The 23,162-nt window shown below is 72.2% G+C and carries 20 protein-coding genes and 1 tRNA gene; 15 read left to right on the top strand and 6 right to left on the bottom strand.

Annotation, left to right across the window (positions count from 1 at the left end):
- Positions 1-25 precede the first annotated feature (25 nt).
- A complete protein-coding gene (locus E9228_RS05680; RefSeq protein WP_110823714.1) occupies positions 26-289 on the top strand; it encodes a DUF3039 domain-containing protein in 264 nt (87 codons plus the stop codon).
- Positions 290-305: 16 nt separating this feature from the next.
- Here E9228_RS05680 and E9228_RS05675 read toward each other — a convergent pair whose 3' ends face one another.
- A complete protein-coding gene (locus E9228_RS05675) occupies positions 306-1,592 on the bottom strand; it encodes a nicotinate phosphoribosyltransferase (protein WP_166779622.1) in 1,287 nt (428 codons plus the stop codon).
- A gap of 140 nt (positions 1,593-1,732) precedes the next feature.
- On the opposite strand from E9228_RS05675, the gene murI reads away from it, so the two are divergent.
- Genes murI through rdgB form a run of 3 tightly spaced genes read left to right on the top strand, consistent with a single transcriptional unit; the run spans position 1,733 to position 4,055 of the window.
- Positions 1,733-2,614, top strand: coding sequence for a glutamate racemase (gene murI, locus E9228_RS05670; protein ID WP_166779621.1), 882 nt, complete (start codon positions 1,733-1,735; stop codon positions 2,612-2,614).
- Between the two features lie 50 nt (positions 2,615-2,664).
- The gene (gene rph / locus E9228_RS05665) at positions 2,665-3,411 is read left to right on the top strand and encodes a ribonuclease PH (RefSeq protein WP_166779620.1); all 747 of its coding nucleotides are present in this window, start codon (positions 2,665-2,667) and stop codon (positions 3,409-3,411) included.
- Positions 3,408-4,055: an RdgB/HAM1 family non-canonical purine NTP pyrophosphatase gene (gene rdgB / locus E9228_RS05660; protein WP_341849787.1), complete on the top strand. Its 648-nt coding sequence runs from the start codon at positions 3,408-3,410 to the stop codon at positions 4,053-4,055. The genes rph and rdgB overlap by 4 nt, the downstream gene beginning before the upstream one ends.
- Before the next feature lie 155 nt (positions 4,056-4,210).
- On the opposite strand, the gene E9228_RS05655 is transcribed toward rdgB, so the two are convergent.
- From E9228_RS05655 to E9228_RS05645, 3 genes are all read right to left on the bottom strand, one after another.
- Positions 4,211-4,888 carry a DedA family protein gene (locus tag E9228_RS05655; protein ID WP_166779619.1) on the bottom strand — a complete coding sequence of 226 codons (678 nt, stop codon included), beginning with the start codon at positions 4,886-4,888 and terminating at the stop codon, positions 4,211-4,213.
- 133 nt (positions 4,889-5,021) lie between these two features.
- Positions 5,022-5,101: transfer RNA gene (locus E9228_RS05650), tRNA-Leu, on the bottom strand.
- 75 nt (positions 5,102-5,176) lie between these two features.
- A complete protein-coding gene (locus E9228_RS05645; protein ID WP_166779618.1) occupies positions 5,177-6,526 on the bottom strand; it encodes an MFS transporter in 1,350 nt (449 codons plus the stop codon).
- Positions 6,527-6,567: 41 nt separating this feature from the next.
- Here E9228_RS05645 and mnmA point away from each other — a divergent pair, with 41 nt between their 5' ends.
- The 9 genes from mnmA to E9228_RS05600 all read left to right on the top strand — a co-directional run bounded on the left by mnmA (position 6,568) and on the right by E9228_RS05600 (position 19,745).
- Positions 6,568-7,674: a tRNA 2-thiouridine(34) synthase MnmA gene (gene mnmA / locus E9228_RS05640; protein ID WP_166779617.1), complete on the top strand. Its 1,107-nt coding sequence runs from the start codon at positions 6,568-6,570 to the stop codon at positions 7,672-7,674.
- 79 nt (positions 7,675-7,753) lie between these two features.
- Positions 7,754-10,126 (top strand): NAD-dependent DNA ligase LigA, encoded by a 2,373-nt coding sequence (gene ligA, locus E9228_RS05635; RefSeq protein WP_166779616.1) that lies wholly within the window; start codon positions 7,754-7,756, stop codon positions 10,124-10,126.
- A gap of 174 nt (positions 10,127-10,300) precedes the next feature.
- On the top strand, positions 10,301-11,692 hold the full coding sequence (locus tag E9228_RS05630) for an alpha/beta hydrolase (protein ID WP_166779615.1): 1,392 nt from the start codon (positions 10,301-10,303) through the stop codon (positions 11,690-11,692).
- Positions 11,693-11,893: 201 nt separating this feature from the next.
- Positions 11,894-14,314: a transglycosylase domain-containing protein gene (locus tag E9228_RS05625; protein WP_166779614.1), complete on the top strand. Its 2,421-nt coding sequence runs from the start codon at positions 11,894-11,896 to the stop codon at positions 14,312-14,314.
- Between the two features lie 111 nt (positions 14,315-14,425).
- Positions 14,426-14,725: an Asp-tRNA(Asn)/Glu-tRNA(Gln) amidotransferase subunit GatC gene (gatC, locus tag E9228_RS05620; protein WP_111076257.1), complete on the top strand. Its 300-nt coding sequence runs from the start codon at positions 14,426-14,428 to the stop codon at positions 14,723-14,725.
- Positions 14,726-14,736: 11 nt separating this feature from the next.
- On the top strand, positions 14,737-16,284 hold the full coding sequence (gatA, locus tag E9228_RS05615; protein ID WP_166779613.1) for an Asp-tRNA(Asn)/Glu-tRNA(Gln) amidotransferase subunit GatA: 1,548 nt from the start codon (positions 14,737-14,739) through the stop codon (positions 16,282-16,284).
- Positions 16,284-17,786 (top strand): Asp-tRNA(Asn)/Glu-tRNA(Gln) amidotransferase subunit GatB, encoded by a 1,503-nt coding sequence (gatB, locus tag E9228_RS05610; RefSeq protein WP_166779612.1) that lies wholly within the window; start codon positions 16,284-16,286, stop codon positions 17,784-17,786. The genes gatA and gatB overlap by 1 nt, the downstream gene beginning before the upstream one ends.
- 103 nt (positions 17,787-17,889) lie before the next feature.
- A complete protein-coding gene (locus E9228_RS05605; protein ID WP_166779611.1) occupies positions 17,890-19,059 on the top strand; it encodes a 3-oxoacyl-[acyl-carrier-protein] synthase III C-terminal domain-containing protein in 1,170 nt (389 codons plus the stop codon).
- Positions 19,056-19,745, top strand: a complete 690-nt coding sequence (locus E9228_RS05600; RefSeq protein ID WP_341849784.1) for a methyltransferase domain-containing protein — start codon at positions 19,056-19,058, stop codon at positions 19,743-19,745. Before E9228_RS05605 ends, E9228_RS05600 begins: the two co-directional genes overlap by 4 nt.
- Before the next feature lie 82 nt (positions 19,746-19,827).
- Here the strand turns inward: E9228_RS05600 and E9228_RS05595 are convergent, their stop codons facing one another.
- Positions 19,828-20,880 carry a zinc-binding dehydrogenase gene (locus E9228_RS05595; protein ID WP_166779610.1) on the bottom strand — a complete coding sequence of 351 codons (1,053 nt, stop codon included), beginning with the start codon at positions 20,878-20,880 and terminating at the stop codon, positions 19,828-19,830.
- An 80-nt stretch (positions 20,881-20,960) separates the two neighbouring features.
- Here E9228_RS05595 and E9228_RS05590 point away from each other — a divergent pair, with 80 nt between their 5' ends.
- The gene (locus tag E9228_RS05590) at positions 20,961-21,890 is read left to right on the top strand and encodes a DUF3097 family protein (protein ID WP_166779609.1); all 930 of its coding nucleotides are present in this window, start codon (positions 20,961-20,963) and stop codon (positions 21,888-21,890) included.
- 141 nt (positions 21,891-22,031) lie between these two features.
- A complete protein-coding gene (locus E9228_RS05585; protein ID WP_166779608.1) occupies positions 22,032-22,685 on the top strand; it encodes a spermidine/putrescine ABC transporter substrate-binding protein in 654 nt (217 codons plus the stop codon).
- Here the strand turns inward: E9228_RS05585 and E9228_RS05580 are convergent.
- The gene (locus E9228_RS05580) at positions 22,682-23,107 is read right to left on the bottom strand and encodes a DUF3054 family protein (RefSeq protein ID WP_166779607.1); all 426 of its coding nucleotides are present in this window, start codon (positions 23,105-23,107) and stop codon (positions 22,682-22,684) included. The genes E9228_RS05585 and E9228_RS05580 overlap by 4 nt on opposite strands.
- Positions 23,108-23,162 lie beyond the last annotated feature (55 nt).

The raw sequence follows: 23,162 nt of genomic DNA, 5'->3' as shown, positions 1-23,162 counted from the left end.
GGCCCCGACGACGTACCCTGGTGCGATGAGCACGACGGAACCCGGTGGTGGCGGCCTCGACGTGATGGACCGCGAACTCGAGAAGCTCCTGGAAGAGGAGGCGATCGAGCCCGGCGACCACGAGCGCTTCTCGCACTACGTCAAGAAGGACAAGATCCTCGAGTCCGCCCTGACCGGCAAGGCCGTCAAGGCGCTGTGCGGCAAGAAGTGGATCCCGGGCCGCGACCCGGAGAAGTTCCCGGTCTGCCCGGACTGCAAGGCCATCTACGAGAAGATGAAGTCCGAGTGACCCCGGCCGACGCCGCTCAGACGAGCAGCGTCGGGATGGCCGGGTCGCCCCGGCCGATGCGTTCGGCGTCCGCCGGCAGTTCCGCCTTCGCGCGTTTGTGGTGTGCCCGGGCCGCCTCGACGCCGACGGCACCGAGGAACGCCGGATCGACCTCGCCGTGGGTGACGACCGGGACGAGCAGGTCCCGCTCGTCCGGGCCGACCGTCCCCGAGGTCAACACGACCTCGGCGGTCGCGATGCCGTTGCGGAGTCGCCGGCCGGCTTCCTTCCGACCGCCGACGGACGCCTTCTCGGCGGACTTCTTCGCCACCGGCACCCACTCGCCCGCAGGGGAGTGGTGGGCGACGAGCTTGAAGACCATGCCGGCCGCCGGGTGGCCCGAGCCGGAGACGACCGAGGTGCCGACGCCGTAGGAGTCGACCGGTGCGGCACGCAGCGCGGCGATCGTGTACTCGTCGAGGTCGTTCGTCACCGTGATCTTCGTCGCGGTCGCGCCGAGCCGGTCGAGCTGGGCCCGCACCGACGCCACGACGGAGGGCAGGTCACCGCTGTCGATCCGGACCGCGCCGAGCGTGCCCCCGGTCAGGCGGACGGCGGTCTCGACCGCGGCCTCGATGTCGTAGGTGTCGACGAGCAGGGTGGTGCCACTGCCGAGCGCGTCGAGCTGGGACCGGAACGCCGCCTCTTCCGAGTCGTGCAGCAGCGTGAAGGCGTGCGCCGCGGTGCCCATCGTGGGGATGCCCCAGGTGCGGCCCGCCTCGAGGTTGCTCGTGGCGCCGAAGCCCGCGATGTACGCGGCCCGAGCTGCGGCCACGGCGTTCCACTCACCGGTGCGGCGGGAACCCATCTCGGCGAGCGGACGACGGTCGGCCGCGGACACCATGCGCGCCGCGGCGGAGGCGATCGCCGAGTCGGCGTTGAGCACACTGAGCGCCAGTGTCTCGAGCATCACGGCCTCGGCGAAGGTGCCCTCGATCTGCAGGACGGGGGAGTTGGGGAAGAACACCTCGCCCTCGCGGTAGGCGCGGACGTCCCCGGTGAACCGGTAGTCCGCCAACCAGCGCGCGGTGCCCTCGTCGATGACGCGCCGATCCCGGAGGAACCCGATCTCCTCGTCACCGAACCGGAACTCGGTCAGCTGCGTGAGGAAGCGCCCGAGCCCCGCGGCCACGCCGTAGCGCCGTCCGTCCGGCAGCCGCCGGGCGAAGACCTCGAAGACGCAGCGGCGGTCGGCGGTGCCGTCCTTCAACGCGGCGTCGACCATGGTGAGTTCGTACTGGTCCGTCAGGAGCGCGGTGGTCACGTCTCCGACCCTAGCCAGGACCGGACGCGCAGGCACGGAGGGTGTCCGGAACGGTGGGCGTCGCACCGGTCGCGGTCGGCGGCGGGACGGGAGGCCGCACCACGCCAGCGGGGTCGGCTGGCGTCGGTACGCTGGTCACCGTGACAAATGCACCGATCGGAGTCTTCGACAGCGGCGTCGGCGGGCTCACGGTGGCCCGGGCGATCATCGACCAGCTGCCCCGCGAGAGCATCCGCTACGTCGGGGACACCGTGCACTCGCCGTACGGCCCGAAGCCGATCGCCGACGTCCGGCGCTACGCGCTCGAGGTCATGGACGACCTGGTCGACCAGGGGGTCAAGGCGCTCGTCATCGCGTGCAACACCGCCAGCTCCGCGGTGCTCCGCGACGCCCGGGAACGCTACGAGCAGGCGTACGGCATCCCCGTCGTCGAGGTCATCCAGCCCGCCGCCCGCGCCGCCGTGAAACAGACCCGCACCGGCCGGATCGGGGTGATCGGCACGATCGGCACGATCGCGTCCCGCGCCTACGAGGACGCCTTCGCGGTCGCCGCCGACGTCACCCTCACGACCGCGGCGTGTCCCCGCTTCGTCGAGTTCGTGGAGGCCGGGGACACCTCCTCCGCCCAGCTGCGCGAGGTCGCGGCCGGGTACCTCACCCCGGTGCGGGACGCCGGCGTCGACACGCTCGTCCTCGGCTGCACCCACTACCCGCTCATGTCCGCCGCGATCCAGTACGTGATGGGGCCGGACGTCACGTTGGTCTCGAGCGCCGAGGAGACCGCGAACGACGTCTACCGCCGACTCGTCGAACACGGACTGGAACGCACCGGCACCGAACCGCCGACGTACTCGTTCGAGGCCACCGGTGCCGACGAGGCCGGGTTCGTCCGCCTCGCCCGCCGCTTCCTCGGGCCCGAGGTCGCCACCGTCGGGCACCTCGAGACCGCCAGCATCCCGGTACAGGCCAGCATCAGCCCGCCCCTCGGGCTCGACGTGGCGGCGACCAGCCGCACGACGTGACCCGCCCCGACCACCCGCACCGTGCCTCCAGGCCGGACCGAGAGGAACCCATGAACGCCACCGACGGCACCGTCCGCATCGACGGCCGGACCACCACCGACCACCGACCCGTCACCATCGAACGCGGCTGGAGCACCCAGGCCGAGGGCAGCGCGCTCATCTCGTTCGGCAACACCAAGGTGCTCTGCACCGCCTCGTTCACCAACGGCGTCCCGCGCTGGATGGCCGGCAAGGGGGCCGGCTGGGTCACCGCCGAGTACTCGATGCTGCCGCGGTCGACCAACGAGCGCATGCAGCGCGAGTCGATCAAGGGGAAGGTCGGCGGCCGGACGCACGAGATCTCGCGGCTCATCGGCCGCTCGCTGCGTGCCGTCGTCGACATGAAGGGCCTCGGCGAGAACACCCTGGTGCTCGACTGTGACGTGCTGCAGGCCGACGGCGGTACCCGGACCGCGTCGATCACCGGCGCGTACGTGGCGATGGCCGATGCGATCGAGTGGGGCCGTGAGCGCGGCTTCATCGGCAAGAAGGCGACGCCGCTGACCGACAGCGTGCAGGCGATCTCCGTCGGCATCGTCGGAGGTGTGCCGATGCTCGACCTGGCCTACGAGGAGGACAGCCGCGCCGACACCGACATGAACATCGTCACCACCGGGTCCGGCACGTTCATCGAGGTCCAGGGCACGGCCGAGCACGCGCCGTTCGACCGCGACGAGCTGAACGCCCTGCTCGACCTCGGGCTGACGGGCAACGCATCGCTCGCCGCCGTGCAGCGCTCGGCGCTGGGGCTGGCGTGACCAGCGGAGTCGCCGGGCCGGCCGGCGACGGCGGTGGCGTCGTGACCCGCACCGTCGTCCTGGCGACGCACAACCAGGGCAAGGTCGTCGAGCTGCGGGACATCCTCGGTGACGCCCTCGGTGGGGTCGAACTCGTCGCCTACGACGGGCCCGAGCCGGTCGAGGACGGCGACACCTACGCCGCGAACGCGCTGATCAAGGCGCGGGCCGCGGTCGCCCACACCGGCCTGCCCGCGCTGGCGGACGACTCCGGCATCGCCGTCGACGCCCTCGACGGGGCGCCCGGCATCCACTCCGCCCGGTACGCCGGCACCCGGGTGGACGCCGACAACATCGCGTTGCTGCTGCGGAACCTGGACGGCGTCGTCGAGCGGACCGCGGCGTTCGTCTGCGCGGCGGCGTTCGTCACGCCCTCGGGCGTCGAGCACGTGTTCGAGGCGGTCTGGAACGGCGAGGTGCGCACCGAGCCGATCGGGGACGGCGGGCACGGCTACGACCCGGTGTTCCAGCCGGACGACGCGGATCGTTCGGCCGCGCAGCTGAGCCGTGCCGAGAAGAACGCGCTGAGCCACCGGTCGAAGGCGTTCCGGGGGATCGCGCCGATCGTCCGCGAGTGGTTCGCCGGCGGGACGCCGCGGGCGTAGGGGCAGGCGCGCCTGGTGCCGGCGTTGGTGCCGGTGCTGGCGCTGGCGCCGGTCGGCAGCGCACAACGGGAACCGGCTCGAACCACGGGATCGCGTGCTTCGAGCCGGTTCGTGTTGTGCGGGTCCCGCTCGCGCCGGGCGGGCGCTGCGCCGGGCTACGGCTGCTCGGGCTCGCGCTGCTTCGCCTTGCGGGCGTTCCGGAAGTAGGTGATCGCGGCGGGGACCACGGTGACGACGACCGCCGCCAGCAGGATGACGTCGATGTAGTTGCGCACGAGGTACGCCACGGCCGGGATGTACCCGAGGAAGTACCCGAGGAACGTGACGCCCACGCCCCAGATGACCGCGCCGACGGCGTTGTACAGCGAGTACTTCCGGTAGTCCATCCGCCCGACGCCCGCGGCGATGGGGGCGAAGGTCCGGACCACGGGGACGAAGCGCGCCAGGATCACCGCGAGGGCCCCGTACCGGTGGAAGAAGGCGTTCGTCCGGTCGACGTTCGCCTTCGAGAACAGACCGCTGTCCTTGCGCTCGAAGATCGGCGGCCCGGCCTTCTTGCCGATGTAGTAGCCCAGCTCACCGCCGAGGAACGCTGCTGCGCCGATCATCAGCGCGACGACCCAGATCGGGATCCCGCCGATCTGGCCGTCCCGGTCGAAGGCGAACAGGCCCGTGATGACGAGCAGGCTGTCGCCCGGGAAGATGAAGCCGATCAGGAGACCCGTCTCGGCGAAGATGATCGCGCAGACGATGAGCACGGCGAACGCCCCGAAGTGGTCGAGGATGTACTGCGGATCCAGCCAGGGGATCAGGGCGAGTGCGACGGAGTGCATGGTTCTTCCGGTCGGCGGACGAGGGCGGATGGAGCACCCGCCGGACCGAGGGTACCGTGCGGGCGTGTCCGGGCCGTCCGTCGGGAGGGTGACGTCCCGAGCGGTCCCGTGTCGTGCCGGCTGCGACGTCCGGTGCGGAAGGAGGGACTCGAACCCTCACGCCGGAGCACAGGAACCTAAATCCTGCGTGTCTACCAATTCCACCACTCCCGCTGGCCGACCCAGTGTACGCAGCGGGCCGGACGTCGGAGGTGGGGCGTGCCTCCCGGCCGGGGCACGGCGGGCCGGTCAGCGCAAGGTGCGGGGCAGGTACCGCGGCACGTACCGGAGCAGGATGCCCGCTCCGACCAGGCCGAGCACGCCCATCACGCCACTGGCGACCGCGATGGTGGCGAGCGCCGTGACACCGGAGATCACGAGCGGAGCCGCGGCGGACCCGAGGTCGCCCGTGAACCGCCACGCGCCCAGGAACGGTGCCGGTCGGTCGGCGGGCGCCAGGTCCGCGCCGAGCGTCATGAGGATGCCCGAGCCGACGCCGTTCGCCAGGGACATCGCCATCGCCACCGCGACGAACCAGCCGACGCGGGCGTCGAGGTGGTCGCTCCACGCGAGCAGGAAGTAGCAGATGCTCAGGCCGAGCATGCAGGGCAGCGCGCTCGCGAGGCGTCCCCAGCGGTCCATGATCTGCCCGCTCGTGTAGAAGAGCGCGAAGTCGACGGCACCGGCGATGCCGATGACGAGGGCGGCGGTGGAGTCGTCCAGTCCGACGCTGACCGCCCAGAGCGGCAGGATCACCTGGCGTCCGGCGCGCATCGCCCCGATCAGGGCCGCCCCGCTGCCGAGCCGGACGAGGACCCGGTGGTGGGCGCGGATGGTCTGGAAGAGGCCCTGCGATTCCGCCTTGACGAACTGCTCGCCCTCGAGCTCGGCCGGCTGGGCCGTGCCGGCGGCCGTGGCCGCGTCCGTTGCGGTCGCCGCGTCCGTCGCGTCCGGCTCGGTCGGTCGGGAGGCCCGGGTCGGTCGGGAGGCGCGTGCCGGCCGCTGCAGACCACGCACGCCGGTCGCGGGGTCGCGGATGACGAGCAACACCACGGCGGCTCCGAGGCAGCAGACGACGTGCACCCAGAAGGCGCTCTGCGTCGTGCCGGTGAGGTGGATGACCCCGGCTGCCAGGAACGGACCGACGAAGTAGCCGAAGCGGAACACGCCGCCGAGGCTCGAGAGCGCCCGGGCCCGGATCCGCAGCGGGATCGCGGTCGTCATGTAGGCGTGCCGGGCGAGGGCGAAGACCGCGGTGGACAGACCGACCAGGAAGACGCCGACGGCCAGGACGAGGGGGTTCGGAGCTGCCGTGCAGACGAGCAGCCCGACGACCGAGACGACCGCGGCGCCGATCATGGCGTTCCGCTCGCCGATCCGGGCGACGACGACGCCCGAGGGTACGTCGCCGATGAGTTCCCCGACCAGGATCAGCGAGGCGACGAACCCGGCGATCGCCAGGCTGGCGCCGAGGGAGTCCGCCGCGATCGGGATGATCGGGATGATGGCGCCCTCGCCGATCGCGAAGAGCGCCGCCGGCAGGAACCCGGACAGCAGGACGCCGCGGAGGTCGAAGGCGTCGTTCGTGGTGCTCGTCATCGTCGAGCAACGCTACGCCGTGTCGGAGTTACCCTGGACGCATGCGTGTACTGGCGGCGATGAGCGGTGGGGTCGACTCGGCGGTGGCCGCGGCCCGGGCGGTGGACGCCGGCCACGATGTCGTCGGGGTGCACCTGGCGCTCAGCCGGATGCCCGGCACCCTGCGGACCGGCAGCCGTGGCTGCTGCACGATCGAGGACTCGATGGACGCCCAGCGCGCCGCCGCGGCCCTCGGGATCCCGTACTACGTGTGGGACTTCTCGGCGCGGTTCAAGGAGGACGTCGTCGACGACTTCGTGGCCGAGTACCAGGCCGGGCGCACCCCGAACCCCTGCATGCGGTGCAACGAGCGGATCAAGTTCGCGGCCCTGCTCGAGAAGGCGCTGGCCCTCGGGTTCGACGCCGTCGCGACCGGGCACTACGCGTCGATCGTCACCGCACCGGACGGCTCGCGGGAGCTGCACCGCTCGGCAGCGTGGGCGAAGGACCAGTCGTACGTGCTCGGTGTCCTGACCGCCGAGCAGCTCCGGCACGCGATGTTCCCGCTCGGTGCCACCCCGTCGAAGGACGAGGTCCGCGCCGAGGCCGCCGCGCGTGGGCTGACCGTCGCACAGAAGCCCGACTCCTACGACATCTGCTTCATCCCCGACGGGGACACCCGCGGCTGGCTCGCCGACCGCGTGGGCAGTGCGACCGGCGACGTGGTCGAGCGTGACGGCACGGTCGTCGGCAGCCACGACGGCGCACACGGGTACACGGTCGGGCAGCGTCGCGGCCTGGCACTCGGGCGTCCGGCGGCCGACGGCAAGCCCCGCTTCGTCCTCGAGATCCGTCCGAAGGACAACACCGTCGTCGTCGGACCGAAGGAGGCGCTCGACGTCGCCTCGCTCTCCGGTACCCGGTACACCTGGGCCGGTGCGGCCCCGGCCGACCCGTCGACCCCGTTCCGCTGTGACGTGCAGATCCGTGCGCACGCCGATCCCGAGCCCGCGACGGCACGGATCGAGGACGGCGCGCTCGTGATCGTCCCGGACGAGCCGCTCTCCGGCGTCGCCCCCGGGCAGACCGCCGTCGTGTACGTCGGCACGCGGGTGCTCGGCCAGTGCACCATCGACACCACGGTGTCGGCAGCGCCCGTCCCGGCCTGACCGGACCGGCACAGCCGCCCAGGTGACCGCGCTCCCGACGGCTGCGGCCGGGGTCGGTGGGGCACGGTAGAACTGATGCATGAGCGACACCGACGCGACCTTCGAGACCATCGACCCAGCCGGCCTCGACGCCGCGCAGGCCGCTCGAGAGGTCGATCGGCTGCGCGCCCGGCTGGGTGAACTGCGGCACGCCTACTACGAGGGCAACGGCTCGCCCGTGTCCGACGCCGAGTACGACACGATGATGCGTCGGCTGGACGCGATCGAGCAGCGGTTCCCGGAACTCCTGACCGAGGACAGCCCGACGCAGACGGTCGGCGGGCAGGCGCAGACGACGCAGTTCGCGCCGGTCGAGCACGCCGAGCGGATGCTGAGCCTCGACAACGTCTTCAGCCCCGAGGAACTGACCGACTGGGCGCTGAAGGTCCAGCGGGACGCCGGCGCCGAACGCGTGCGGTTCCTGTCCGAGCTGAAGATCGACGGGCTCGCGATCAACCTCCGCTACGAGCACGGACGCCTCGTCTCGGCGGCCACCCGCGGTGACGGCGTGGTCGGCGAGGACGTCACCGGCAACGTCCGGACGATGGGCACGATCCCGGACCGGCTCGCCGGCAGCGGTCACCCGCCCCTGGTGGAGGTCCGTGGCGAGATCTTCTTCCCGGTCGCGCAGTTCGACGAGCTGAACGCCCGCCAGCGCGACGCCGGCGAGCGGGTCTTCGCGAATCCCCGGAACGCCGCCGCCGGGTCCCTCCGGCAGAAGGAAGAGGGCAAGTCCGCGGGCAAGCGAGAGCTGATGGTCGACCGGCTCCGCCGCCTCCGGATGCTCGTGCACGGCATCGGTGCCTGGCCGGTCGCCGAACTCGAGCGCGACACCGACGTCCGCGCCCAGTCCGAGGTCTACGAGCTGCTGCACGAGTGGGGACTGCCGACCGGCACGCACCACCGCGTCTTCGACTCCGTGGACGAGGTCCTGGGCTTCGTGCAGGACTACGGCGAACGTCGGTCCGCGGTCGAGCACCAGATCGACGGCATCGTCATCAAGGTCGACGACCTGGGGCTGCACGAGGAGCTCGGGTCCACCAGCCGTGCCCCGCGGTGGGCGATCGCCTACAAGTACCCGCCGGAAGAGGTCCACACGAAACTGCTCGACATCGTCGTCAGCGTCGGCCGCACCGGTCGCGCCACGCCGTTCGCCGCGATGGAGCCCGCCGAGGTCGCCGGGTCCGTGGTCCGCCAGGCCACCCTGCACAACCAGCAGGTCGTCAAGGCGAAGGGCGTCCTGATCGGGGACACCGTCGTGCTCCGGAAGGCCGGCGACGTGATCCCGGAGGTCCTCGGCCCGGTGGTCGAGCTCCGCGACGGCACCGAGCGCGAGTTCGTGATGCCGACCGACTGCCCGGAGTGCGGCACCCCGCTCCGCCCGGCGAAGGAGGGCGACATCGACCTCCGCTGCCCGAACGCCGAGAGCTGCCCTGCCCAGGTCCGCGGGCGCGTCGAGCACATCGCGTCCCGGGGCTCGCTCGACATCGAGGGACTGGGCGAGGTCGCGGCCGCGGCCCTCACGCAGCCGGTCTTCCCGGAGACCCCGCCGCTCGTGACCGAGGCGGGGTTGTTCGACCTGACGCTGGAGGACATCGTCCCGATCGAGGTGATCGTCCGTGATGCCGAGACCGGCATGGAGAAGACCGAGGACGGCGGTGCCCCGAAGCGCGTCACTCCGTTCAGCCGGGCACGCAAGAAGACCGACCCGCCGTTCGACCCGGAGGCCCGTGGTGCGGACTACACCGGCGAGCCCAGCCGGTACCCGTCGAAGAACGCGTTCGAGATGCTCGCGAACATCGACGCCGCGAAGACCAAGCCGCTGTGGCGCATCCTGGTCGGCCTGAACATCCGCCACGTCGGCCCCGTCGCCGCCCGTGCGCTCGCGAACCACTTCGGGTCGCTCGACGCGATCCGGTCGTCCACGCGCGACGAGCTGGCGGCGGTGGACGGCGTCGGCGGGATCATCGCCGACGCCCTGCTCGACTGGTTCGAGGTCGACTGGCACCGCGAGATCATCGACCGCTGGACGGCTGCGGGCGTGCAGCTGACGACCCCCGGACACCCCGGACCGGGTGCGGCGACCGAGGCCGGCGGCGTGCTCGCGGGCATCACGGTCGTCGCGACCGGGTCCCTCGAGGGCTTCAGCCGCGAAGGTGCGCAGGAGGCGATCATCGCCGCCGGCGGCAAGGCCGCGTCGAGCGTCAGCAAGAAGACCGACTTCGTCGCCGCCGGCCCGGGTGCCGGCTCCAAGCTGACGAAGGCCGAGCAGCTCGGGTTGCGGATCATCGACGCCGAGCAGTTCGCCCTCCTGGTGACCGAGGGTCCGGCGGCGCTGGGCGACCCCGCGCCCGCCGAGCCGGAGCCGACCGAGCCGGAGCCCAGCGAGCCGGAGCCGATCGAGCCGCACTGAGCATGCACGCGGCTGCGCAAACCGGCTGTCACGACGCACCCCCGGTTGCCCCCAGTTCGGGGGCCAAGTTGCATCTCGCATGACCCCCGAAGGGCCGGATCTTCGTAGACTCGACAGAGCATCACCTGTTGTCTGCAGGGGGACGACAGGCTGGCCTTCCCGGGGGAGACCCGTTTGCTGCTCATCGCCGCGGCTCTGCTGACCGCCTCGATCTACTCGTTGGGAGTCGTCGAGGCCCCAGCCGTGCCAGTTTCCGCCGTCGTCACCTCGACGCGCGTGACGTCGTCGCGCCAGGACGTCACCGAGGGGTCCCGCGTACGGGTCGACGTGCCCTCCCGTCCGGGGACCGACGGATCGGGGACGATCGCCGCAGTGGACCTGCTCGCGGGCGCCTCGGGGCAGCGGTGGCTCGACGGGCTCGCCACGTCGACCCCGGTGACCCTGCGCGCCGCGGACGACGACTCGCGCATCGCCGCGACCGCGATGGACGAGCCGCCCAGCACGAACCTCGTCGCGAACTGGTGGGCTGCCCTGTCGCCCGAGGCCCGGACGTCGCTGGCCGACGACGCCCCCGTCGTCATCGGCAACCTCGACGGTGTCCCGTACCACGTCCGTGACCTCGCCAACCGGGCTGTCCTCGCCACCGGGCTCGCCGACCCGACCGCACCGACCGCGCTCGCCGCGATGCTCGGCCAGGTGCGCCAGTCCCTCGAGCAGGCGCCGGACGACCCCCGGAAGTACCTCGTCACGCTGGACACCCGGGGCACCGGCCGGTGCGCGATCTCGGTCGGCGACCTCGACACCGCCGGCGACGTCTCCGTCGTGGTGCCCGGCATCTTCTTCTCCGTCAACGGCCAGATGGTGGACTTCACCGCGACGGCCGGCGACGTCTACCGCGAGCAGGCCACCCTGGCGCCCGTGGCCGCACCGGCGGACGGTCCCGGAGTGGCGGTCCTCGCCTGGATGGGGTACCGCACGCCCGGCATCGCGGACTTCATGTCGCTCGACCTCGCCCACGTCGGGGCCGACCGGCTGGTGCGCACCCTCGACGGTGTCCGGTCCGTCCGGAACGAGCACGAACCGCGGCTCGGCGTCGTCGCGCACTCGTACGGGTCGACGACGGCGATGATCGCGCTCTCGTCGGGCCGGACGCGGGTCGACAGCCTGACCATGCTCGGGTCGCCGGGGAGCGCCGTCGCCTCGGCCGACGAGCTCGGTGTCCCACGCGGTGAGGTGTACGTCGGCGGAGCGCACTGGGACCCCGTCGCCGGCACGGGCTTCTTCGGAACCGACCCGGGCCGTGCGGCGTTCGGCGCCGCCAAGCTCGACCTGGCCGGCGGCAGCGACCCCGCCGACGCCGGCGACGTCTTCCGGCAGCCGTTCGGGCACAACGACTACCTCAAGCCGGGCACCGCGTCGCTGCACGACGTCGCGCTCATCGCCCTCGGGCGCGGGGACCTCGTCCGGAGCGGGCACGGGTCCGGCGACGACCCCGACGACGGCGTCGTGCAGGCGAGCCCGGACATGTACCTCGTGCGTCCACAGGACCTCCAGCCCCGCGACTGAGGCCCGGTCACCGGGGTCGGGACGGGAGGCACTGCAGACGTGACCGGATCGTGACCGGACGTGCGCGCCGGCGGCGATCCGGGCCTCCAGGCCGTCCCGGCCACGTGCCGGAGGCGCGACCGGGAGCATCCTGTGCGGCTGTGCAGTCGCGCGACCGCGCGCACCAGAGCGGACTCAGCCCGTCTCCTTACCGTGCTCGGCATGCGAGTCGTGCGGTGGCCGGGGGCCTTCCTGATGTTCATCGTCATGTCGGTGCTCGCGGGGCTGCTCGTCGCCGTCGCGTTGACCCCGGCCGTGGCGGTCACGGGGGAGGGCGCGAGCGGCGCGGCCGAGTTCTTCGAGGACCTGCCGAGCTACCTCGACATCCAGACGCCCCAGCAGGTCTCGACCGTCTACGCGGAACAGGGCGGCAAGGAGGTGCCGATCGCGTCCTTCTACGCCGAGAACCGCGTCAACGTCACGTCCGACCAGATCGCGACGACGCTGAAGCAGGCGGCGATCGACACCGAGGACCCGCGCTTCCACGACGAGGGCGGCATCGACGTGGTCGGGACCCTCCGTGCGACCATCGCCGACGCACTCCACAAGGGCGTGCAGGGCGGCTCGAGCATCACGCAGCAGTACGTCAAGAACGTGCTCGTGCAGCAGTGCGAGCAGCTGAACGGCAAGGACGCGTCGGCCACCGCGAAGAAGGTGGCGGCCTGCTACGACAAGGTCGCCGGTCAGTCCAAGGCCCGGAAGCTGCAGGAGATCCGCTACGCGATCGCCGTCGACAAGAAGTACACGAAGAACCAGGTCCTGACCGGGTACCTCAACATCGTCGGGCTCGGTGGACGGGTCTACGGTGCCGAAGCCGGTGCCGAGTACTACTTCGGCGTGCACGCGAAGGACCTGTCGCTCGTGCAGTCGGCGACCCTCGTGGCGATCCTCAACAACCCGCAGAACCTGCGCATCGACCAGCCGGGCGAGAAGGCGAACGGGTCGGCGAACGGGTACGCGTTGACGAAGGTCCGGCGGGACTACGTCCTCCGCCGCATGCACGCCCACGGCGCGATCACCCAGGCGCAACTCACGAAGGCCGTCGCGACCCCGATCACCCCGAAGATCACCGAGACCGCCAACGGCTGCTCGACCGCCGCGGCGAAGTACGACGCCGGCTACTTCTGCGACATGGTGCGTTCGCAGCTGCTCGCCGACCCTGCGTTCGGCAAGACCGCGTCCGACCGGATCGCCACCCTCGACACGAAGGGCCTGTCGATCCACACGTCCCTCGACCTCGACCTGCAGGGCACCGCCCAGACCGCCCTGTCGTCGTACGTCCCCACCACCATGGCCGGGGTCGACGCCGGCGGCGCGAACGTCACCGTCGAACCCGGGACCGGCCGTGTCCTCTCGATGGTGCAGAACACCGACTACACGCAGTCGGACGCCCCGACGGCGGGCGCCACCGCCGTGAACTACAACGCCGACCAGGCCGTCGGCAGCTCGGGAGGCTTCCCGACCGGGTCGACCTACAAGGTGTTCACCCTCGCCGACTGGTTGGCGAACGGCCACACCCTGTCGCAGTCCGTGACGACGACCGAGCACTCGTTCCCGCAGGCCGAGTTCACGAACTCGTGCTCCGCGATCGGTGGCGCGCCCTGGCAGGTCGCCAACGCCGAACTGGTGCCGGCGTCCATGACCGTCCTCGCCGCCACGGTGGAGTCGATCAACACGGCGTTCGGGGCGATGGCGAAGCAGCTCGACCTGTGCGGGATCCAGAAGACGGCCGAGGGCATGGGCATCCACCAGGCCGACGGCAGCGCGCCGGACTCGAACCCGTCCTCCGTGCTCGGGACGAACCCGCTGGCGCCGATCGACCTCGCCGAGGCGTACGCCGGGTTCGCGAACGGCGGGATCGCCTGCACGCCCACCACCATCGACTCCGTCACGACCGCCAGTGGCGGCACCATCCACCCGACGCCGGCGACGTGCGACCGCGGTGTCAGCGCCGCGGTCGCCGGGACCGTCGACTACGCGCTGCAGGGCGTCCTGAGCGGGTCGGGGACCGCCGCCAGCGCGAACCCCGGTGACGCGGTCCCCAAGTTCGCGAAGACCGGCACGACCGACGGCGACGAGCAGAACTGGCTCATCACCTCGTCGACGAAGTACACGAACGCGACCTGGATCGGCAACGTGCAGGGCCACGTGCGGTTGGCGAACTGGCCGTTCCTGCAGGGCACGACCGGCTACAGCGCCAAGTTCGGCGTCGGCAAGCAGATGATGACGTACCTGGACGGTGCGTACGGCGGGGATGCCCTGCCGGCTCCGGACCCGGCGATGATCGGGACGCCGGCGAAGGCGAAGACCGCGACGCCGTCGACGGGTTCGGCGGGCTCGACGGGCTCTGCGGCGCAGCAGGCGACGCAGACGCCGGGCACGCTCGCTCCCGGCACGCAGACCCCGGCGACGTCGGACCCGGGCCAGCAGGCGCCGGCGGCGGGGGGAACGGCGGTGGGTGGCGCGACGGCGGGTGGCGCGGCGGCTCCCGGTGGCGGGGCGGCTGCGGGTGGCGCGGCGGCTGCGGGTGGCGGGGCGGCTGCGGGTGGCGCGGGTGCTGCGCCGGCGCCCCCGGCCGGATGAGCCGCTCCTGCACCGGCGGCCGCTCGTGGCCGGCGGTCCACAGGCGTCCGACCGCCGTGCAGCACGCCCAATAGACTGGGGCGCATTCCACGAACCGATCGACGGAGCACCATGCCTGACATCACGAGCGAGCAGGTCGCACACCTGGCGAACCTCGCACGTATCGCACTCACGCCCGACGAGATCGAGAAGATGACCGAGGAGCTGTCACTCATCGTCGACAGCGTCGCCAAGGTCACCGAGGTCGCGACCCCGGACGTCCCCGCGACGAGCCACCCGGTCCCGCTCGAGAACGTGTCCCGCCCCGACGTGGTCGGCGAGACGCTGACCCAGGAGCAGGCGCTCTCGGGCGCCCCCGACTCGGACGGCGAACGCTTCCGGGTGACCGCGATCCTCGGCGAAGAACAGTAGGCGGAAGAACCGTGACCCACGACATCACCACGCTGAGCGCGGCCGCGCTCGCCGACGCCCTGGTGGCCCGCGACGTCTCGAGCGTCGAGGCCACGCAGGCTCACCTCGACCGGATCGCCGCCGTCGACGGGGACGTGCACGCGTTCCTCCACGTCAACCAGAACGCGATCGCCGCCGCGAAGGCCATCGACTCCCGCCGCGCCGCCGGGGACGACCTCGGTCCGCTCGCCGGTGTGCCGATCGCCGTCAAGGACGTCCTGTGCACGCAGGACATGCCGACCACCTCGGGTTCGAAGATCCTCGAGGGCTGGGTGCCGCCGTACGACGCCACCCCGGTCGCCAAGCTCCGCCGTGCCGGCCTGGTGCCGCTCGGCAAGACCAACATGGACGAGTTCGCGATGGGCTCGTCGACCGAGTTCTCGGCGTACGGCCCGACCCACAACCCGTGGGACCTCGACCGGATCCCCGGTGGCTCCGGTGGCGGTTCGGCCGCCGCGGTCGCCGCGTTCGAAGCACCGCTCGCCCTCGGTTCCGACACCGGTGGCTCGATCCGCCAGCCCGGTGCCGTCACGGGCACCGTCGGTGTGAAGCCGACCTACGGTGGCGTCAGCCGCTACGGCGCGATCGCGCTCGCGTCGAGCCTCGACCAGATCGGCCCGGTGTCCCGCACCGTCCTCGACGCCGCGCTGCTGCACGACGTCATCGGCGGGCACGACCCGAAGGACTCCACCTCGCTGCGGCAGGAGTGGCCCTCGTTCGCCGCCGCCGCCCGCGACGGGTGGCAGGCGGACTCGCTCAAGGGCGTCCGCATCGGTGTCGTCAAGGAACTCGCCGGCGGCGAGGGCTTCCAGGCCGGCGTCACGCAGCGCTTCCAGGAGACCGTCGCGCTGCTCGAGTCCGCGGGTGCCGTCGTCGTCGAGATCGACGCACCGTCGTTCGCGTACGCGATCAGCGCCTACTACCTGATCCTCCCGGCGGAAGCGTCGTCGAACCTCGCGAAGTTCGACTCGGTCCGCTTCGGCCTGCGCGTCACCCCCGAGGGCGGTGCCACCGTCGAGGACGTCATGGCCGCCACACGTGAAGCCGGCTTCGGTCCCGAGGTGAAGCGCCGCATCATCCTCGGCACGTACGCCCTGAGCGCCGGGTACTACGACGCCTACTACGGCAGTGCGCAGAAGGTCCGGACGCTCGTCCAGCGCGACTTCACGGCCGCGTTCGAGCAGGTCGACCTGCTGATCAGCCCGTCGGCGCCGACCACCGCGTTCAAGATCGGTGAGCGCATCGACGACCCGCTCGCGATGTACCTCAACGACCTCACCACGATCCCCGCGAACCTGGCGGGCGTCCCCGGCATGAGCATCCCGAACGGTCTGGCGCCCGAGGACTCGCTGCCGACCGGCGTGCAGCTGATGGCCCCGCAGCGTGAGGACGCCCGGCTCTACCGGGTCGGCGCCGCGCTGGAGCGCCTGCTCGAGCAGCAGTGGGGTGCTCCGCTGATCTCCCGGATCCCGAACCTGGACGCCGCACAGCAGTCCGCCGCAGAGGAAGGTGTCATCTGATGGCCAAGGACGCACTCATGGACTTCGACGAGGCGATCGAGCGGTTCGAGCCGGTCCTCGGCTTCGAGGTGCACGTCGAACTCGCGACCGCCACGAAGATGTTCTCGGACGCGCCGAACTTCTTCGGTGGCGAGCCGAACACGAACGTGACGCCGGTCGACCTCGGGCTGCCCGGGTCCCTGCCGGTCGTCAACGAGCAGGCCGTGCGCTACTCGATCCAGCTCGGGCTCGCGCTCGGCTGCTCGATCGCCGAGAGCTCGCGGTTCGCGCGGAAGAACTACTTCTACCCGGACAACCCGAAGAACTACCAGATCTCGCAGTTCGACGAGCCGATCGCCTTCGAGGGCGAGGTCGAGGTCGAACTCGCCGACGGCACGATCTTCCAGGTGCCGATCGAGCGCGCCCACATGGAAGAGGACGCGGGCAAGCTGACGCACGTCGGTGGTGCGACCGGCCGCATCCAGGGCGCCGAGTACTCGCTCGTCGACTACAACCGTGCGGGCGTCCCGCTGGTCGAGATCGTCACGAAGCCGATCGTCGGGGCGAAGGAACGCGCCCCCGAGCTCGGCGCCGCGTACGTGCAGGTCATCCGCGACCTCGTCCGCGCGCTCGGTGTCTCCGAGGCCCGCATGGAGCGCGGGAACCTGCGCTGCGACGCGAACATCTCGCTGCGCCCGTGGGGCCAGGAGAAGCTCGGTACCCGCACCGAGACGAAGAACGTCAACTCGTTCCGTGCCGTCGAGCGCGCCATCCGCTACGAGATCCAGCGGCAGGCCGCGATCCTCGCCGCTGGCGGGACGATCACGCAGGAGACCCGGCACTGGCACGAGGACACCGGCCGCACCTCGGCCGGCCGTCCGAAGTCGGACGCCGACGACTACCGGTACTTCCCGGAGCCGGACCTGCTGCCCGTCGTGCCCGACCCGGCGGTCATCGAGGAACTCCGTGCGAGCCTGCCCGAGGCGCCGGTGGCCCGCCGCCGCCGCCTCAAGGGCGAGTGGGGCTTCGCCGACCTCGAGTTCCAGGACGTCGTCAACGGCGGTCTCCTCGACGAGGTCCAGGCGACCATCGACGCCGGTGCCGGTCCGCAGGCCGCCCGCAAGTGGTGGACCGGTGAGATCAGCCGCGTCGCGAACGCGCAGGACGCCGCCCCCGGGGACCTCGTGTCCCCGCAGCACGTGGCCGAGGTCATCGCGCTGGTCGAGTCCGGTGACCTGACCGATCGGCTCGCACGCCAGGTCCTCGAAGGCGTCATCGCCGGCGAGGGGTCGCCGGCGCAGGTCGTCGAGTCGCGCGGGCTCAAGGTCGTGTCGGACGACTCCGCCCTCACCGCCGCCGTCGACGAGGCCCTCGCCGGGCAGCCAGACGTGCTGCAGAAGATCCGCGACGGCAAGGTCCAGGCCGCCGGCGCGATCATCGGCTCCGTGATGAAGGCGATGAAGGGCCAGGCTGACGCCGCACGCGTCCGCGAGCTCGTCCTGGAGCGCGCGCAGCAGCAGTAGGACCCAGCGCTGGACGCGCTCATGAAGGAGGCCCGTGGCGAAACCGCCACGGGCCTCCCGTCCATCCTGGGGACACGTCAGCGATCCGGTGACAGGATGGAGCGTGTCAGCAACGATCCGAGCCATCGGTACCGCCGTCCCGCGGACCACCCTCGGGCAGGCGTCGGTCCGTGACCTGTTCGCCGCCCAGCCCGGCCTCGGGAGGCTGGCCTCGCGGCTGGTGCCCGCGGCCTTCAACGCCTCCGAGGTCGAGCACCGCCACAGCGTCCTGCCGGAGCTCGACTCCGCCGCCGGTCCCGGTGTCTTCCGCGACGCCGACGGGGTCCTCACCTCGCCGAGCACGGGCACCCGGAACGACCGCTTCCGCGAGCTCGCGCCGCCGCTGTTCGTCGGCGCCGCTCGTGACGCACTCGACCGGGCCGGGGTCGACCCCGCGACCGTCACCCACGTCGTCACGGTGTCCTGCACGGGCTTCACGCAGCCGGGTCCGGACCTGGCGATCGTCGAGGAACTCGGGCTGCCGCGGAACGTCTTCCGACAGCACGTCGGGTTCATGGGCTGCTTCGCCGCGTTCCCGGCGCTCCGCATCGCCGACGCGTTCGTCGGAGCGGACCCCACCGCGGTCGTCCTCGTCGTCTGTGCCGAACTCTGCACCCTGCACGTGCGGAACTCCGAGGACCCGGACCAGATCGTCGCGAACAGCGTCTTCGGCGACGGTGCCGCGGCGGCCGTCGTCACAGCGGACGGGCCGGGGCTCCGCCTCGACGCGTTCACCACGACGGTCCTGCCCGAGGGCGCGAGCGAGATGGCGTGGAACATCGGTGACGAGGGCTTCGAGATGGTGCTGAGCACCCAGGTCCCGAAGCTGATCGGCGTCCACGCCGCCGAGGCGGTCGCCCCGCTCCTCGAACCCCGCGGCTGGACGCCGGACGACGTGCCGGTCTGGGCCGTGCACCCCGGTGGGCGCGCGATCCTCGACCGGACCCAGGACGCACTGCACCTGCCGGACAGCGCCCTCACGGCGAGCCGCGCCGTGCTCCGCGACCACGGCAACATGTCGAGCGCGACGGTGCTGTTCGTCCTCCGGGAGGCCCTCGAGGCCGGCCCGTCGGACGGGACGCCCGTCGTCGCACTGGCCTTCGGGCCGGGACTGACGGTCGAGGCGGCATCTCTGACGGTCGTCGGGAGCGCGGTCGCCGCGACGGATGCCGGTGGTGAACTCGCCGTGGTCGACGCGGCCGACGCCGACGTCCCCGTCGGGGCCGGGGCGTGACCGACCCCGTCGACCTGTCCACCCGCGCGGTCGACCTGCGCGAACTCATGGACGACCCGGACTGCGATCCGGCGACGCTCGACCGCACCTTCCGCCGGTTCGCCCTGGTGAACGCCGCGGTGTCCGGCTGGCGGTCGGTGTGGCGCACCCACGTCGCTCCGGCGCTGCCGCCGACCGGTCGGGCTCGCGTGCTCGACCTGGGCTGCGGCGGCGGCGACCTCGCCCGGTCGCTGGTGCGGTGGGCGCGGAGCGACGGCTTCGACCTCGAGGTCGTCGGCGTGGACCCGGACCCGCGGGCGATCGCCGCTGCCGAGCGGCAGACGACGGCCGGGGTGACCTTCCGCACGCAGTCGAGCGGCGACCTGGTCGCGGCGGGGGAGCGGTTCGACGTCGTCGTGTCGAACCACGTGCTGCACCACCTCGACGACGCCGAGCGGGGGGCGTTCCTCCGGGACTCCGCGGAGCTCGCCGTCGGGCGCAGCGTGCACTCCGACATCCGGCGCTCGGTGTCCGCCTACCGGCTCTACGCCGTCGGGGCGTCGTTCGTGTCGGTCGGCACGTTCATCCGCGAGGACGGCCTCCGCTCGATCCGCCGGAGCTTCACGGTCCCCGAGCTCGCCGCGGCCCTCCCGCCGGGATGGCGTGCCGAGTCCGCGTCCCCGCACCGGGTCCTCGCCGTCCGCTGACCTTCCGCGAAACGCAACGTGGGCGGCACTGCGCAACGGAGTACCGCTGCGCGGGACCGCCCACGTTGCGTTTCGCGAGGGGCTACGGGCGCAGCAGCACCTTGATGGCGCGGCGCTCGTCCATCGCGGCGTAGGCCTCGGGCGCCTGGTCGAGGGGCAGCTCGAGGTCGAACACCTTGCCCGGGTCGATCGTGCGCGACAGCACGTCGGGCAGCAGCTCCTCGATGTAGGCGCGCGCCGGTGCCATGCCGCCGCCCACCGTGATGTTCTTCGCGAACAGGAACGGCATCGGCAGCTCCGGGTCACCCGCCGGCACACCGACGTACCCGACGGCACCACCGGCGCGGACGACGCGGAGTGCCTGGTCCATGCTCTCCGCGGTACCGACGGCCTCGAGTGCGCAGTCGGCGAGGTCTCCGCCGAGGAGCTCCCGCACGGCCGCGACGCCCTCGTCGCCCCGGGCCTCGACGATGTCGGTCGCGCCGAACTCCCGCGCGAGGGCCTGGCGGTCCGCGTGCCGGCTCATCGCGATGATCCGCTCGGCCCCGAGGCGCTTCGCCGCCAGCACGGCGGACAGCCCGACCGCGCCGTCGCCGACCACGACGACGGTCTTGCCCGGGCCGACCTCGGCCGAGACGGCCGCGTGGTGCCCGGTGGAGAACACGTCGGACAGGGTCAGCAGCGACGGCACCAGGTCGTCGTCGACCGGTCCGGGCACGACGACCAGGCTGGCGGCGGCGTCCGGCACGCGGACGTACTCGGCCTGCGCGCCCCCGAGCGGGTGGCCGTACGCGTCCGGGGTGACGCCGAAGGTCGAGCCGTGGTCGCAGCCGCTCGTCATGCCATGCGCGCAGGCCTGGCAGGTGCCGTCGTTGGTGGTGAAGGGCGCGATGACGAAGTCGCCCACGTGCAGGTCGGTCACGTCGTCGCCGACCTGGTCGACGACGCCGACGAACTCGTGGCCGATCCCCCGCGGCTCCTTCGTGTCGCGGACACCGCGGTAGGGCCAGAGGTCGGAGCCGCAGACACACGCGGCGACGACGCGCACGACGGCGTCGGACGGGGTGAGGATCGTGGGGGCGTCGCGCTCCTCGACACGGATGTCGCGGGGGGCGTGGATGACTGTTGCGCGCACGGGATGTGCCTTCCGTCGGGATGAGGGGGGACCGGCCGGTCGACGTTGTCCGGACGCCCGTCGACAGTACGCTCGTGCGGGTGGACGAGGACCGGTACGGCAGTGACGTGCTCTCGGGCGACTGGCGCTCGCGGGGTGTGCAGAAGGTGCGGCAGGTGCCGCTCGAGCGCGACATGGTGCTCGAGGACCCGGACTCCGGCTGGGCCGGCGCCGTGGTCGGGCTCGAGGCCGGGAACGTCGCGCTCGAGGACTGGAAGGGCCGCGTCCGCGCCTTCCCCTTCGTCGGCCAGTTCCTGCTCGAGGGCGAACTCGTCACCCTGAGCCGCCCACAGGCACCGGTCGGTCGGTCCGCCGCGGCCGCCCCGCCGGCTCGGTCCACGACGACGGCCGGGAGGCCCGGTGCGGCCCCCGCGGTCCGGCACACCTCCGACGGTGGTCGCCTCCGCACCGCGTCCGGGTCGTTCGCCGTCGAGCAGCAGCGCGCCCGCGTGGCGCTGCCGAGCCGGATCATGGTCGAGGGCAAGCACGACGCCGAACTCGTCGAGAAGGTGTGGGGCGCCGACCTCCGCGTCGAGGGGGTCGTCGTCGAGGAGCTGTCCGGCGTCGACAACCTGGCCGACGTGCTCGACGACTTCCGGCCGACCCGGGAGCGCCGCGTCGGCGTCCTCGTGGACCACCTCGTGCCGGGCTCGAAGGAGTCCCGCTTCGCCGACGCCGTGATGCGGGGGAAGTGGGGCGCGCACGTCCTCGTCGTCGGGCACCCGTTCGTCGACGTGTGGCAGTCGGTGAAGCCGGCGCGCGTCGGACTGCCGGCGTGGCCGACGATCCCGCGGTCGATCGAGTGGAAGGCCGGCATCTGCCAAGCGCTCGGCTGGCCGCACGCGGAGCAGGCCGACATCGCCCGGGCGTGGCAGCGGATCCTCGGGCAGGTCCGGACCTTCGCCGACCTCGAGCCGCAGCTGCTCGGTCGGGTCGAGGAACTGATCGACTTCGTCACCGAGCCGGCCTGACGGCCGCACCCGCGCCTCCCCGCCGCGCCGGGCCGCGCCGAGCCTCGGCCAGGCGGACAGATCCCGTGCCACATCCGCCGAGTTCTGTCCGCCGCACCGAGCCTCGGGTCGGATCCCGGGCGCGCCGCCTACGCTTGCAGGATGGACGGCATCGACGGACGCGTGCGGAACGCCGTCGACGTCTGGCTGCGCTGGCTGCCCCGCTGGCAGATCGGCACGGCCCGTCCGCGCACCCGCATCTGCCGCCGCTGCACGGGGTCACCGATCGCCGCCGCGGCCGGGTTCGGTCCGGACGTGCCGCACCCGGTGCAGCACGCGCTGATCGGTCGGATGTCCGCCATCGTCGAGGACGCCGTCGACGACTACACGGCGAAGAACCTGCCGCTGCTGCAGCGCGAACTCGAGCGCGCCGCTGCGCGCAAGCGGCACTCGGGCTACCAGCCGGCCGACGGGCTGTCGCCGGAGTTCCAGGGCCTCGACGTCGACCCGCAGCCGGAGCCGGGGGAGCCGTTCCTCTTCACCCTCGGCGAGCTCGCGGGGACCGGGGCGTCCGAACAGGAGCCACGCGAGCCGCTGTCGGACGAGGCGAAGGCCGCCCTCCGCCACGAGATCGAGCTGTCCGACGAGTGTGCACGGTCGACCGGCACGGCCGTGTGCCTGGCCCTGCTGGACCACCGGGAGCGCATCGCGGAAGCGGTCGAGCGGCTCGTCGAACCGCAGATCGCGGCCCTGGTGTCGGACATGTTCCGCGGACTCGAGGGCCCCGACGAGGGTCCGCGCGGCGGGCTGTTCTAGCGGACGGCCTCGGGGTCGCCGGCGGCCGGACGACGACCTGACCGGACCCGCAGGACGAGCCGGGCCAGGAGCCGCCAGCCGACCAGGAACACGCCGAGCACGATGGTCGCGACGACGAGGAACGAGATCGGCAACGGGTTGCCGTCGACGACACCCTGCCCGGTCGCGACCCGGATCGCCATGCCGACGAACACCGTGAGGATCCACGCCACGACGCCGGTCGGCCAGATCGCGAGCGGACGCGACCACGCCCCGGAGGTCACGTACGCGATGGCCCAGCCGGCCAGGAACGGGTACGCGGTCGTCCACAGGCCGAGTGGCGCGAACGCCTCGCCGTGCGAACTGCGTCCGATGACGGCGAACGCCACGATGAGCACGACGTCGACGACCGCCGCGAGCCAGCCCCAGGTACGAGTCTCCACTCGCCCATCCTCGCAGGCCCCGGCTGTTCACCGCCCCGTCACGTGGTGTTCGGCC

Source organism: Curtobacterium salicis, from assembly GCF_011759505.1.
GTDB lineage: Bacteria > Actinomycetota > Actinomycetes > Actinomycetales > Microbacteriaceae > Curtobacterium > Curtobacterium salicis.
Note: the sequence above shows the minus strand (reverse complement) of the source record. Positions and strands in the feature narration are given on the sequence as shown.